At 57.8% G+C, this 14,625-nt stretch carries 8 protein-coding genes; 5 read left to right on the top strand and 3 right to left on the bottom strand.

What is annotated here, in order from left to right; translation table 11 throughout:
• Positions 1-167 precede the first annotated feature (167 nt).
• The 3 genes from LAO21_08520 to LAO21_08510 all read right to left on the bottom strand — a co-directional run bounded on the left by LAO21_08520 (position 168) and on the right by LAO21_08510 (position 5,054).
• Positions 168-1,220 (bottom strand): succinylglutamate desuccinylase/aspartoacylase family protein, encoded by a 1,053-nt coding sequence (locus tag LAO21_08520; GenBank protein ID MBZ5552747.1) that lies wholly within the window; start codon positions 1,218-1,220, stop codon positions 168-170.
• Positions 1,221-1,318: 98 nt separating this feature from the next.
• Positions 1,319-2,044: a transglycosylase domain-containing protein gene (locus LAO21_08515; GenBank protein ID MBZ5552746.1), complete on the bottom strand. Its 726-nt coding sequence runs from the start codon at positions 2,042-2,044 to the stop codon at positions 1,319-1,321.
• A gap of 28 nt (positions 2,045-2,072) precedes the next feature.
• Positions 2,073-5,054 (bottom strand): TonB-dependent receptor, encoded by a 2,982-nt coding sequence (locus LAO21_08510; protein ID MBZ5552745.1) that lies wholly within the window; start codon positions 5,052-5,054, stop codon positions 2,073-2,075.
• A gap of 317 nt (positions 5,055-5,371) precedes the next feature.
• On the opposite strand from LAO21_08510, the gene LAO21_08505 reads away from it, so the two are divergent.
• The 5 genes from LAO21_08505 to LAO21_08485 all read left to right on the top strand — a co-directional run bounded on the left by LAO21_08505 (position 5,372) and on the right by LAO21_08485 (position 14,537).
• Positions 5,372-6,838 (top strand): M20/M25/M40 family metallo-hydrolase, encoded by a 1,467-nt coding sequence (locus LAO21_08505; protein MBZ5552744.1) that lies wholly within the window; start codon positions 5,372-5,374, stop codon positions 6,836-6,838.
• Between the two features lie 62 nt (positions 6,839-6,900).
• Positions 6,901-7,290 carry a VOC family protein gene (locus tag LAO21_08500; GenBank protein ID MBZ5552743.1) on the top strand — a complete coding sequence of 130 codons (390 nt, stop codon included), beginning with the start codon at positions 6,901-6,903 and terminating at the stop codon, positions 7,288-7,290.
• 97 nt (positions 7,291-7,387) lie between these two features.
• Positions 7,388-8,302 carry an alpha/beta hydrolase gene (locus LAO21_08495; protein ID MBZ5552742.1) on the top strand — a complete coding sequence of 305 codons (915 nt, stop codon included), beginning with the start codon at positions 7,388-7,390 and terminating at the stop codon, positions 8,300-8,302.
• Between the two features lie 274 nt (positions 8,303-8,576).
• Complete coding sequence (locus tag LAO21_08490; protein MBZ5552741.1) at positions 8,577-11,507, top strand: patatin-like phospholipase family protein; 2,931 nt, start codon at positions 8,577-8,579, stop codon at positions 11,505-11,507.
• A gap of 582 nt (positions 11,508-12,089) precedes the next feature.
• Positions 12,090-14,537 (top strand): ABC transporter permease, encoded by a 2,448-nt coding sequence (locus tag LAO21_08485; GenBank protein ID MBZ5552740.1) that lies wholly within the window; start codon positions 12,090-12,092, stop codon positions 14,535-14,537.
• The last annotated feature ends 88 nt before the right edge of the window (positions 14,538-14,625 follow it).

Here is a 14,625-nt window from a genome sequence, read left to right as displayed (position 1 = left end):
CCCTCTCATGCCGATGCGATTTCTTTCACCGAAGAGGTCCACGAGGTTTCCTCCCAGTATGCTGACATTGCACAGCCCGGATCCGAGATACCGGTGAGGCTCGAAGCATGTCCTCTTATCGACGACAAAAACAAAACCTTGAGATCGGCTTCGATCTTCAGGCTTGTCTATCTTGCCAGTCCCCCGATATACGCAATCGTGTCGCCTTTTTTCATCGAAGGCACGGCGCAGATATAAAGGAGGACCCCCGTTGACGGGGCATGGACTTCGAAGATCACCTTCCCGACATAGTCGGTGACGTAACCGATCCTCATGCCTTCCGCCACGTAGGTTCCGCGCTTGACGAGCGGATAAAAAATCCCGGTCTGCTCGCTGGTCACCGGATTGATCCTCATGATCCAGACCGGACGGTCGATCCTCGTGGCCGTCCCCGGGGCCATCTTCAGATACCGCATGACGTTCAAACAGCCGTGAACCAGGGCGTTCACATCCTCCGGTTCGACAGTGCCGGCATGCCCCGCCTCCACGGTGACCGAGGGCTTTCCGCGCAGGGCGGCCGTGCTGTCGAGATAGACCGAGGCATTAGGGTCCTTGGGGCGGTCCTGGGTAATGATGATGTGGTCCAATCCAAACGCCATCGTCAACTCACGGGAGATGGCATTCAGCTTTTCGTCGTCGGTCCGGACCCAGTAGCTGTAAGGCCGCAGGCTCTCGTCCAGATCGCCCCCATGCAGATCGATAAGATAATCGCATGGTTCCACGACCTGTTTTGTAATCTGGAAGGATGCCCGCTCGGTCTGCGTGCCGTCTGCCTTGCCCGGATAGAACCGGTTCATGCTCTTTCCGTCCACCGGATTGACGTGGGGCACCTTTTTCTCGAAGGATTGAATGTTGACGAGCGGGACAATGATGACCGTCCCGGAAATCTCCGCGGGATTCAATTTTTCGATCAGCTTTTCGAGCGCAATGATGGAGGCATATTCCGTTCCATGGGCCCCTGCGACCAGCGCGAGAACGGGCCCGGGCTTCGCGCCATGCACCACCACAACCGGGATACTCAAGGCCGCATCAACACCCGCAGGCACTTCGATCACCCCGCTGGTTTTCTGCCCCCGGGCCGCGGTCGCCGTACCCACTTTGAACGTCGCGTGATCCTGTGCGATCAATAGACTTCCAAAAACAATCAGAAGAACGATGGCTAAGATGGAAGAGCGTTTCATAGAATGTCTCCTTTGCGCCGATTCATGAAATGACTTTTGATAGGGACGACCCCAAAAAATCGAACCCTACAGCAGAGGTGTAGAGGGGCGCTCCAAGACTACTTGCAGCCTTCGTAATACACATCCGCCAGACCGGACGGTTTGCATTCACCCCGCAACAATTTCTTGATCCTCCGGACCCGTTCCGCGTTGCGGGCGGGGAACCGGACGACGCTGTAGCCGTCCGGCCCTACAATCATCGCCACCAGCGCAATATACTGGTCTTCGGTCAACGCGCCAAAATCCTTCCCAAAGTAAACACGCGCGGCATCCGAGAGGCCATTGACCGGTTTTCCAGCCAAAGTCCCCATGTACACGGTATTGATGAAGAGTTTGAGTTGATCCTGCTTGGTCACGAGCCGATCCAGGACCATAGCGTAGAGCGACTGCTTGACCTTCGCGATACCGGAGCGGAAATGGACGAAGTAAACCTGTTTTGCCAGCCCCTGGGTAATGGTGGTGTAGCCGGCGCCGGGAGTCGACAGATCGATACCATGGTGATTCATGAAGTTGGGATCCTCAACCGCCAGCAGGATTTCAACATCCCGCGGAGGAAGGGACTCCAGCCGGAGCGGCATCCTGTGGGAAGCCACATAGTCGGCGTAGAGTTGGGGGGTCACCTCGTACGCCACCACCGTCACCACCGCATAATAAACGATAACCACCCCAATGACGCCCAGCACCACGACACCGAGGGTTAGAAGTTTGTTCTCTCGGACCCTCTCTTTTGCTTTTGCTACCTGCCGGGTTGCTAAGGAAATTGAGACTTCGCGAAATAATCCCATGGGCGGGCCGTTTGATTTCAATACGCTTTCAGAACGTCAGCCGGATTCCAAGTTGGGCAGCAAAGGGGATGCCAACAGTGGTGCCGGGTCCGAAGAAATCACCCAGGGCCCCTGCGGGGACCCTCAGATCGTTGAGACTGGTAATGGGCCGGGTGGCCGTGCATGCGGCATTCGCGCAAAGAGCCGTGGCGTTGCCGAGTTGATTTGCCGGGATGGGCAGGGCGGAGAGATCCGACACAAAGTTGTTTCCGGGATTGGTGCGGTTGAGGAGGTTAAAAAACTCCACGAACGGGTGGACCGCAACACGCTCGCCCAGGGTAAATTCCCGGCTCACCCGAAGATCGATCTGCGCAAACGGGGCTCCTCGAAACTGGTCGAGCGTGGTCTGGACTCCGTTCACGACCGCCCGGTCATTGGAATCGAGTCCATCCCCGTTCAAATCCACCGGCGTGGCCAGGGTGAACGGACGCGCACTCTCAAATTGGGAGAGAGTGGTGACTTCGAGCTTAAGAGGCAATCTCAGCGCCCCGGCAATCACCAGGCGATGCCGCACATCTTCGCCTGAAGGACCATGGTCTCCCGGGCCGAAAGCATTTCGCACATCGCTGACCCCGTTGACGTAGTCAAACAGCTCACCGACGGTTGCTCCCCATGTGGATGCACTGGCAAGGGTGTAATGAGCGGTCAATTCGAACCGGCTGGACATGCGGTGCTGCACCATGAACGAGACCCCATCATAGCGGGACCGATTGTCGGTCCTGAACAGCGAGATGTTGGGCGCATCTTCGGGAAGCGTGAATCCCCCGACGTACTCGTACCGACGGTACTGGTGGACTCCCTGGTGATGTTCGTATTGGACATTTAAACGCCAATTCTTGTGGAAAGCATGCTCGATGCCGGCACTGGCTTCCAAGGCATAGGGGGTGTGATATTGCGGATCAATGACCGCGCCCTGGTCTCCCGGCTCCAGTCGGCCCGTCAAGGGAGCGTTCACCGCCTGAAAGGCATTCACCCAACCGTTTTGACTCAGGTCGTTGTAATACAAACCCACCCCGGCCCGAATCACCGTCCTGGATGAACTCCCGGGAGAGTATGCCAATCCCAGCCGCGGCGCCAGGGCCCGGCGATAGTCATGGGGAATGCCCGGCGAGAGCGGGACTCCGAGGGCGTTCAGGGTGGCGACCGCCGGATTTTGGTCCTGCAGACGTCCCTCAGCTCGAAAGAGCCCGAAGGTCGTGTCGTATCGGAGCCCAAAATTCAACGTCAGATGAGGCCGAACACGCCAGGAATCCTGCCCGTAGACTCCCAACCTGCGAATGCTCTGTGAAAAATTCCCATTGCCGCCGGGAATTTCTGTGCTCCCCGCCAGGAAATCGGAAGAGAATTGCGCCAGGTTGGAGAGATAGAAGCTCGGATCGTTGGGAAACTCCACCAGAAGTTCCGGATCATCGGCGAGCCTTCCCCTTAAGACGGGCTCGTGGATCAAGTTTGTTCCCAATGAAAGGGAGTGCTTGCCGGCCGAGTAATGGAGGTCATACCGCAGTTGGTACTTCTGCTGGTCGCGCTGAACGGGAAACGCGGTGATGGGAGTAACAAACTGATTGTCACCAAAGGTCTCGAACCCGGACGTGGTGTGAAAGCTCGCGCTGAATGGGAACGCCAGGGCAAGGCCCAGTGGCGAGTTTCTCTCCTTGGTGTGATGGAATTCGCTGGCTTCCACGGTAAGGACCGCGGTCCAGTTCGATGGGAACTGATACTGATTGCTGACCAGAAAACTGAAATAGTTGGAACGGGTGGTGGCCCCTGTGGAGGGTAGAGCGGCCTGCTGAACCAGATCGTTCTGCACAAGGCTCCGGTCCAGCGAGCCGCGGAAGAACCATTGTGAGCGGTCTGAGGAAGACCAATCTACCCGTGTCGAAAAGAGCGTGTCCCGAAATGGCACCAGGACCGAGGAAGGAACGCCGATGGAACTCACCCCCGGGACTAGCCCCCCGTTCGCCAGCGCGGCCAGAGCCCTGAATTCAATCAAGCTGTCCGCACTGTAGGCGACGCTTGCGTTTTCGTGGATGTATTCCAGGGATGAGAACATCCACAGCCGTCCTTTTCGAAGGGGACCTCCAAGGGTGGCGACACCATTCTGTCTCGAGAAAGGCTGCTTGGGATTCGGCTCAGGATTGTCGAGATCATTGCGCGCATTCAGAGAGCGGCTGCGCTCATAAAACCCGAGACTCCCATGCCACTGTTCGGTGCCTCGGCGAGTGGCGATGATGACGGAACCGCCGTTGGTCCTCGAGGTGTCGGCATCGAACTGGGCCGTTCGGATCGCAAAATCCTGGATGGCATCGGGGGAATAGTTTTGCAGGAACCCACCGATATAATCATCGTTGTTGTCCCCACCGTCAACGGACAAGTCGACGTTCAACCCTGAGCTCCCCGCAAACGAGACTGCGGTGATGCGTGCTTTGGTGGGATCGGAAGGTTCTACCGGCTGAGTCATGGGGCTCAAATAAGCGATGTTGGCAAAGCTGCGATGCGCGAGGGGAAGGGCCGTCAGGTCGCGGGCTGAAACCGTGGTCTTCTCGATGCTGCTGGTGGTCTCGATCGGTTGCGAAGTCAGGGAGTACTCCTCTCCCACGACGGAGACAGACTGTTTGAGAGCCTCCGGCCTAAGCGTGACCGAAAGGGTGGGGATGGAGCTCACGTGTATGTTGATTTCATACGTAGCTTCCGCGAATCCGCGCGCCGCGACCTTGAGTTGATACCTCCCCGGAGGGATGGGCTCGATTCGAAAGGCCCCCGCCGGATCGGTCTTTGTTTGACGATTGTATGTCGAGTCCACGCCCCGGATCGAAACGACTGCGGAGGGAATGCGTGCCCCGCTCTCGTCAGACACGGTCCCCGACAGGGCCGCCTCGGGACTCTGCGCAAAGATCACCCCCGAAGACAGAAGCGCACAGAGGAGCAGTGCGCATGCCAGCGGGGCTAAATGCCGAAATCGTCTTTTTTTCATTATAGATTCCAACCTCAGGCCGTCGATTGTTTAAAGAACGCCTTCCAGGAGTGTGCAAAGGATAAGACAGAAAGAGAACTGCGGGCAACATAAAAGCATACCAGGAAGAAGAGGGGCTCCGGGCGGTGTGGAAACCTGGTGCGATGCTCGAATCGACCGGTACTGCAGTGTCCTGCCGCGAGTCAAAAGCCTCCCCCTCGCCCAAGGGAATCAAGGCTGGCCTTCTGCGGAGCGATTCCCTATAATGCCGAGGTTTCCATAGCAGATTGACATTGAACCCGACAACGTCAGAAACCTTATTCAATGGAAGAAGGCCGATGAAAAACACTGTTCCGCCACCCAAACCCTACGGATCCCTCTTTTCTTTTGCTACCGTATTCGTTATTTGTTGGAGCTTCACCTCTTTTGCACAACCAGGCCCCAGGACCACAAGTTATACCTATCCCCCGCAGCTCATGAATGAATTGAAACAGGTCCAGCAGGCGGCCCTTAAGAGCGATTATGCTTATGCTCAACTCCGTCACCTGACCAACAACATTGGCCCGCGGCTGACCGGTTCGCCGCAGGCCCAGCAGGCTGTGGAGTACGTGGCTTCCGAGATGCGCCGGCTTGGACTGGATGTCCAACTCGAGAAATTGACGGTGCCCCACTGGGTGCGCGGCCAGGAAACCGGCGAGTTGGTTCAATTCCCGGGCCAGGCGCCGGATACAGTGCAGAAAATCGTCTTGACGGCCCTGGGAGGGAGCGTGGCAACCCCGGCAGAAGGAGTGACCGCGGAGGTTGTCGTGGTCAATGACTTCGACGAACTCAATGCCCTGGGCCGCGAGAAGGTGTCCGGAAAGATCGTTCTCTTCAACAAGCGATTCGACAAGCAGATGGCGGCAGAAGGCTACGGAGGGCCCGCCTACGGTCAATCGGTCGTTTACCGGGGTCTCGGCGCGAGCGCGGCAGCAAGGCTGGGCGCCGTGGCCGCATTGAACCGGTCTCCAGGAGGCGGTGATTATCGCCTGGCACACACCGGCGCCATGCGTTATGCCGCAGATGCACCCAAGATCCCGGCTGCGGCCGTCACCTCCGAGGACGCCGATCTGATTGCCGATCTCGTCGCCCAAGGACCCGTGCGCCTTCATATGACCCTGACGCCTCAGACCTTGCCGGATGCGGTCAGCTATAACGTCATCGGCGACCTCAAAGGAAGCGAACATCCCGAGCAGGTGATCATCGTGTCGGGTCACCTTGATTCGTGGGACCTCGCCACCGGGGCGATCGATGATGCCGCGGGAGTGGCCGTCGCCCTGCAAACCGCGCAGCTGCTCCGCCAGCTCCGTCTCCGCCCCAAGCGAACCATTCGGATCGTTGCGTGGATGAACGAGGAAAATGGATTAGTCGGGGGGAGGACCTATGCCAAAGATTACGCCGGAGACCTCGCCAATCATATCGCTGCCATCGAGAGTGATCTGGGCGCTGGCCACCCCCTCGGATTCAATGTCAATGCAAACCCCAAAGCATTGCCGATGTTGAGGCCGGTCTCCCAGGTTCTCGAGAGTTCTGGCGCAACCTTGATGAACCCCTCCGATGAGACCGGGTCGGACATTTCTCCGCTCGAATCGGCAGGGGTGCCCGCGTTCGGCCTGTTTCAAGACAGCCGCACCTACTTCAACTATCATCATACGGCCGCTGATACGCTGGATAAGGTGGTTCCCTCTGAGCTGGCCGAAAACGCGGCGGCGATGGCGGTGCTGGCCTATGCGATCGCAAGTCTTCCGGACCCGCTGCCACGCTGAATTCTGATGAAGAAATTCGATGACCTCAAGAAGGCGCATCCTATTCATTCGAGGAGACAACCATGACGACCTTCTCTACAACCTTCGGACTGTCCCAAATCAGTCAGATTTCAATCAACGTTCACGACGTCAAGAAGGCCATCGAATTCTATCGTGACATGCTCGGCATGAGGTTTCTGTTTGAAGTCCCGAACATGGCGTTCTTTGACTGCGGCGGCGTCCGGCTGATGCTGACCCTCCCCGGGAAACCCGAGTTCGATCACCCCGGCTCTATCCTCTATTACAAGGTCGAAGATATCCAGGCCGCGTTCGATACACTTTCCTCGCGCGGGGTACATTTTGAAGCCACACCACATCGCGCGGCACAGTTGGCAGATCATGACTTATGGTTGGCTTTCCTGCGGGATGTCGACAATAATCTCCTGGCACTGATGAGCGAAGTTCGGCGATAAAGATTTTGCCACGGACCGCGTGCCTGGCATGATTCGGGGACAAAGGGCGCTTAACGAGACAACGATAACAGTGCTACTCATGTCAAAGGAGCCTTCCATGTTCTTTTGCAACCGGGCTAAATTCACCCCAGGCAGATCGGGTGGGTCGCGCTTCTGGGTTCTGCTATTCGCCGCGGTTTTGGTCTGCTGGCCGGTCATGGCGCCTGCCAAGGGAGCCAAGGAAGGACCTCGCTTTGCAAAGCTCGACCGGATGCGCGTGCATTACGAAAGCTATGGCCAGGGGAGTGATGCACTCGTGTTTGTTCACGGCTGGACCTGTGATCTGAGTTTCTGGAAGGACCAGGTTCCGGCCTTCAAGGACAAGACCCGGGTCATCCTGATCGACCTGCCGGGTCATGGCTTGAGCGACAAACCCCGGATTGCATACACCATGGATTTGTTTGCCCGCGCGGTGGAGGCGGTGTTACGCGAGTCCAAAGTGAATCGTGCCGTACTCGTGGGACATAGCATGGGGACGCCGGTCATCCGCCAGTTCTACCGGAAGTATCCGGAAAAGACGATTGCCCTGGTCATTGTGGACGGCTCCCTTCGGCCCTTTCCCGACAAGGCCGCTGCCGAGAAATTTTTTGAACCTCTCCGCGGTCCAAATTATGCAATTGCTGCCGAACGCCTGATTGACGGCATGTTGCAGCCAATGGCCGATCCCGTCTTGAAGGGAGAAATCAAGGCGGCCATGCTGCGGACTCCCCAATATGTTGCCGTCAGCGCGATGGAGGGCATGTTGAATGAAGGGATTTGGCAGCAGGACAAGATTACTGTTCCGACGCTGGCGATCATGGCCCAAGCCTCCAATTGGGCTGCCGACAACGAGCAGTTCGATCGCAGCATCGCCCCCAACCTCGATTACCAGACGTGGCCGGAGGTAAGCCACTTTCTAATGATGGAAAAACCGAAGGAGTTCAGCAGTGCCCTTTCGAATTTCCTCGTCAAGATCGGATTTTTGAAAAGGTGAACCTTCAGATCTGTGCGAACATCTTAAAGCCGTGTCCTGCCGAACCGCGCTCAATCCAAACTCCTTGACATCGCTCAAATCCTCGCTGTAAGCTCCCGTCGTTCCTGAAACATTCTCTGAGCGCTCCCTGGATCGCGCCAGGCATACATTCGACGCTCTCATCTTTCCATCGTCCTTTTGAAATGGCGCATGAGTCGACCATTGCTCTGCCGCCTCGCCGGGCTCTGCTCTTCGCGCCGGCTGGCGAGCAGGCTGTCGTCCCCGTGGAGGGTTCATGAGCAAAGAAAGTTATCCTGCCTCTATTGCAGATCGAATCCTTTTTCCACAGGAGTTGAGTCAATTTCCGAAACAACTCTCTGAGCTCGAGATCAAGGCGATCGTGGAGCGCCGGAAGCAGGCAGGCGAGGACCCTGCGAAGGAACGGGTCGGGCTTGCCCTGTCAGGCGGGGGGATTCGCAGTGCGACATTCTCATTGGGCATCCTCCAGGCCCTCTCCAGGAATCATCTTCTTCGAAAGGTCGATTATCTTTCCACGGTTTCCGGCGGAGGCTACATCGGATCTTTTCTCGGGATGCTCTTCGTGCGCCCCTGGGTCAACCTGAAGAACCCCGCGGACGAAATCAGTGAACTGAAAGACGCCTACCGGTCGATCGAGAAGGGTCAGCCCGAAGCACAAAGCACGGTGGGACGAGTCGAAAATATCCTCGCTCCGAACAACCTGGATTCGAGACCCGTGGACTGGCTTCGCAACAATGGCCGCTACCTCTCGCCTAACGGCTCGGGCGATACGCTCCTTGCAACCAGCGTCTATGTTCGGAACTGGATTGCGGTTCAGATCGTTCTCTCGGTCCTTTTCCTGACCCTCTTTCTCCTGGCCAACGGCCTCCGGGCGATCGGGTCATCTTTGACCCTTTACTCACTCCCCATCCTCAAGGACATTGTCCCCGGGATGCCCACGGGGTTCGTGTGGTGGAGCCCTTATATTCTTCTTCCGCTGTTCACACTGGTCTTCCTGGTGGTTCCTTTCGCGTGGGCATACTGGTTGATCACCGGCGAGAAATCCGATGCATCCTCAGGGTTGACTCGGCACCCGTGGATCACGGTGTTCGTCTTCATGATCATCCTGGGGATCGTGCAGTTGATTCATCGATCCATGGGACCCACCTCTCCCAGTTTTTCGGTCTTCCTGTTTGTCATGATGGTTTGTTCTGCACTCACCTTGATCGTGTGGATCATCAGCTGGAACTTCTGGAGTTTGCGCGAGCCTGAGATGAGTCGCGCTTCGCGAGCCCTGCTGCTTCGGAATCGGCTCTCCTCCTGGCTGGCCCTGTGGGTCTGGATCTCGGTGGGGCTTCTGATCTTTGCCGTTGTGGACTCTCTGGGGCAGACGGTTTACGCTTACTTGAGGCACATGGGCTTGTTCCGGGGCCTTTCCTCTTTCAAGGCCCTGGCCGCAGCCGCCGGCGTCACCGGGTTCATGGCCGTTGCTCAGAGGGTTGCCATCCTGCTGGCCGGAATGGCGGGCAAGGGCCGGCCGAAGCTCCGCGTCCAGTTCTTCGCATCGCTTGGAGCGATCGCCCTCCTGATGGTGGTTCTCACTTCCCTCTCGGTCATCGCCCATGGGTTTTCCTGGGGATGGCAAATCCCTTACGGCAACGCCGGACATATGATCTGGGACAACTATGCGCCAAAGGACAAGGTGGGACTCAGCTCTGAGAGGCACATCGTGATTCAGGAGGCCGGATCCGAGGAGACTCTGGCGGTCAATGATGATGACATGGCCGAGATCGTGTCTTCCATGAATTGGAAGTGGCTTTCGATGACACTACTCGTATGCATCGGGCTTTCTTACGCCTTTGGCCAGACCTTCCAGTTTCTCAACCAATCCTCCCATGCGGCGATTTACGGGGCGCGCCTCACCAGGGCCTACCCAGGCGCTTCGAATCCGATCCGTTTGAGCGGGAAAGGGCGCAGTGTGACCGAGGTGATCAAGGGCGATGAAGTCAAGATGAAGGAATATACTCCGCATCTGACGGGCGGCCCGATTCATTTAATCAATGTCACTTTGAATGAGACGGTCTCCGGGAAGTCGCAGATCGAACAGCGCGACCGGAAGGGGCTGGCCATGGCGGTCAGTCCCTTTGGGATCAGTGTGGGGGTGAATCATCACGCCCTCTGGGACCGACCCGCCGACGCCGTTCTCGAAGGAGACAGAAACAAGTTTCACATCTTCCAATCGGAAACACCTCATGGGGGAATTTTTTGCGAGCCCCTGAGCCTGGGACAGTGGACGGGGATTTCAGGGGCCGCATTTTCCACCGGGCTCGGGTCGCGAACCAGCCTGGGACTGAGTCTGCTCTGTGGTATGGCCAACCTGCGACTGGGCTATTGGTGGGGCAGCGGCGTGGATCCGAATATTCGAACCGGTGCGACAAGAAATCTCAAGATCTCCAGGAGCATAGGTGCGGTCTTCACGGAGGCATTCCCGGTTCAGATGTACATGCTGAATGAGTTCACCGCGCGCTTTCACGGCCCCGCTCGGCCACACTGGTATCTTACAGACGGCGGGCATTTCGAAAACACAGCCTGCTACGAACTTGTCCGCCGTCGTGTTCCTCTGATCATCGTATGTGACAACGGTTGTGACCCGGATTACGATTTCTCGGACGTCGCCAACCTGGTTCGAAAGGCCCGCAAAGATTTCAACACTGAAATCACCTTTCTGACGGACATGGAGTTGAAGGAGGTCCTGGCGGACTCTGTCTATCCCTTCATCGGATCCCTCGAGAATCTTCGCCGCGGAAATTGGAGTGAACAGGATTTACCCCGGGAGGGGAAGAAGACGACGGTCACCCCCGAACAGGGGGGATTCTCTGCGGCCCATGCGGCCATCGCCAAGGTCTGTTACGATGGCAAGAAGGAGGCCGAATCGATCCTCTTTTTGATTAAGCCCACGCTCACCGGAGATGAGCCTATCGATTTGATCCAGTATCATGAGGAGCATGAGGATTTTCCCCAGGAATCGACCATGAATCAATACTTCGACGAGGCCCAGTGGGAGAGTTACCGGAAGCTGGGGGAAGTGATTGGGACCCGGTTGTTCGGAGCCCCTCAAGGAGAATCCGAGCGGCTGAAATGGAGCCCTTTTCAGATGAATATCCAGCCCCTTCTCGAAAAGGTGAATCAATTGAATTCTCAATCTTGATGGGCACGAATCGATGAGAAGGGAGTCTGACGGGTAAGAAGACCGAGGTGAAGCGCCCATGAAGAATTGAGAGTGATTGTGAGATCTGTCTTCCTCAAGTCGTGGATGGCGCTCTCAGTGGTCAAAGGATTGGAGGGCACAAATCCCAGTTTAACCTTGCCTCTGAGCTTGTCCCCCTCGATCTCGTTGTTCCACTTTCTCCTCCATTCAGCTCTCCGGGGGCGGTTGCCTCGATCGCGCCATGCATTTTGATTCCAGAGACGTGATTCGAGATTCGCTCCAGTGACGGGTCAACCTCCGCCAAGGATTCACATCGAGTAGGCTTTCGCTTGGTGCACGAAGGGTCATCCAAGGAGCCGATTTGTTGACCCTTTCATAAACGCCAAAGTGGGGCGGGGATCCGGAACACTGGCATGCGAGGCATTGCGCAGCGCATCCCCCGACCAGTCATAACGGCGAACACGGCGGCATGGTTGACAATGCCTTCCGCCGGCTGAGCATTTTCAGATACCATAACGATGGATTTCGGGCCGCTCGGCGTGGACCAGGCATTCCTAAGCGCGAGGATCCAGGGGGAGAGGCATGGGAACATTCTCGACAGACATTCGCTACGGAATGCGAATGTTGATGAAGGCCCCGGGTGTAACGCTCATTGCAGTTCTGACGCTTGCGCTCGGCATTGGCGTCAATACCGCGGTCTTCACCGTTGTCAATGCCTTTATTCTCCGGCCGCTGCCGGTTCGGGACAGTGAACGTCTGGCCGTTGTTACTACTCAGCGTTCTTTGGCCGGCGGCCTGCACCCCGTTTCACATCTCGATCTCCAGGACTACCGCAGCGCGACTAGAGACATTTTCGAGGACATTGCCGGCTACACCGTCGGATTTGTGGGGCTGTCCCCCAAGGGGGGACGCTCGGAACGGGTGTTGACCACGTGGGTGACAGGAAACTATTTCCCCCTGCTCGATCTTCGACCAACCCTCGGACGCCTGATCGGCCCCGACGAGGGTGATCCCGGCCGCATGGATCCAGTGGTCATCCTTGGGTACTCGACGTGGCGCCAAAGATTCGGCGGCGATCCCTCCGTCATCGGGGAAACCGCAAAGGTGAATGGTCGACCGGTCACGATCGTCGGCGTGGCTCCTCCCGAATTCGACGGCACCTTCGCGTTTTCCAGGTCGGAGCTCTTCCTCCCAGTGAATTGGGCTGGCACAGGCGATTTGAACCGGAGGGAAGCGCGGTCACTCCATACGATAGCGCGGCTGCGGCCGCACATCACATTGGCGCAGGCGCAAGCGGCGCTGGATGTCGTGGCCGCGCGGGTCGAACGGCAGTTCCCAGACACCAACAAAGGTGTCACTTTAAAGGTGGTGCCCGAGCGGCTGGCGCGACCCGAGGAGGACAATGCTCGAACCAACGCGCTCGGCGCCGCAATCATGACGGTTCTCGTCGGCCTCGTTCTGATCGTGGCCGCAGTAAACGTCACGAATCTTGTCCTCGCACGAAGCATCGGCCGCCAGCGAGAGATTGCGATTCGGGCAGCCTTGGGCGCCGGGCGCGGCCGGCTCCTTAGGCAGCTTTTGACGGAGAGCCTGATGCTCGCTGCACTCGGGGGAAGCGCAGGGATATTGCTTGGCGCTTGGTCGGGGATTCTCCTCGGCAGGACCAAATTGCCTGGGGACCTCCCGGTCCGGTTCGACTTTCATGTGGACGGGCGGGTCGTGTTGTACTCCACGGCAATGGTCATACTTGCCGGAATGATCGTCGGGGTGGTGCCGGCGCTGCGGGCGTCGTCCTCCGGTTTGGGCCAAATGTTGCGCGATGGCCAGGACCGTGCGCCCACGGGCGGCGGCCGGCCCCACTTGTATGGCGGACTGGTCGCCGCTCAGATCGCCCTGTGTTTCGTACTCCTGGTTGCAGGGGGACTGTTCATTCGCAGCCTGACGCGGGCAGAGCACATGGATCCCGGATTCCAATCTGACGGCGTGCTCAACCTTCACATGGACGTCTCTCAGCTTGGGTACACTGAAGCGCAAGGACGGGCCTTCTTCCATGACATCGAGGAGCGCTTGCATGCCGTTCCCGGCATCGAGGATTTTAGTTTCGCCTTTACGATTCCAATGGGTTATGTCAGCACGACCCATGCAGTCGACATTGAGGGTCAGTCATCCCGCACCGGCGAGCGGCCGTTAGCCGGCATGAATGCCGTTGGTTCTCATTATTTCTCAACGATGGGCATCCCGATCAGCCGCGGGCGAAGCTTTACAGAGGAAGATGCTGAGCGAACACCCCGCGTGGCAATTGTGAACGAACGGCTCGCGGAGGAGTTGTGGCCCGGTCGAGAGCCCCTGGGTAAACGCTTCCGCGATGCCGGTTCAAGTGGGCCGTGGTTCGCCGTCGTCGGAGTTGTAAGGACCGGTAAGTATCACTCTCTCTTCGAGGATCCCCAACCCTACTTTTATGTGCCCCTCGCGCAGGCTTACACCGGCCTCCGAGTGTTGCAGGTGCGCACATCCCTGTCACCACGGGTGCTCGCGCCATCGCTCGAACGGGTCATTCACGCGCATGAGCCCGCCCTTGTGCTCTATGACGTGCAAAGCATGAAGCAGGCGCTCGACGGCGGGTATGGCCTTTTTCTTGTGCGCAAGGCCGCCAAGTTCGCGGGCATCTTCGGTATGCTCGGCCTCGTGCTCGCCGTTGTCGGCCTCTACGGCCTGTCATCGTACGCCCTGGGCCAGCGCACGCATGAGATCGGCGTGCGTATGGCGCTTGGCGCCACCCCCAATCGTGTGCTTGGGCTCATGCTAAGGCAGGGGATGAGATCGGTCGCAGCAGGAATCGGCATGGGACTTCTCAGCGCCATTGCGACGACACGGCTGATGTCAAGGCTGCTTTACGGCGTCACGGCGACCGATCCGTGGACCTTTGTCGGCGTTGCGTTTTTCTTGTCGATTGTGGCACTCGGGGCATCTTACCTGCCCTCGCGTCAAGCCATGCGGATTGACCCGGCGACCGCATTGCGCCACGAGTGATGGCCCGGAGAATAGCACTCAGATTGCCGGGTGAGTGTTGCTGGGTCCAAACGACAGCCCTTTTCATCACTCCTTGCCGAGAATGATA

The organism is Terriglobia bacterium (assembly GCA_020073085.1).
Classification (GTDB): Bacteria; Acidobacteriota; Terriglobia; order JAIQFV01; family JAIQFV01; genus JAIQFV01.
Note: the sequence above shows the minus strand (reverse complement) of the source record. Positions and strands in the feature narration are given on the sequence as shown.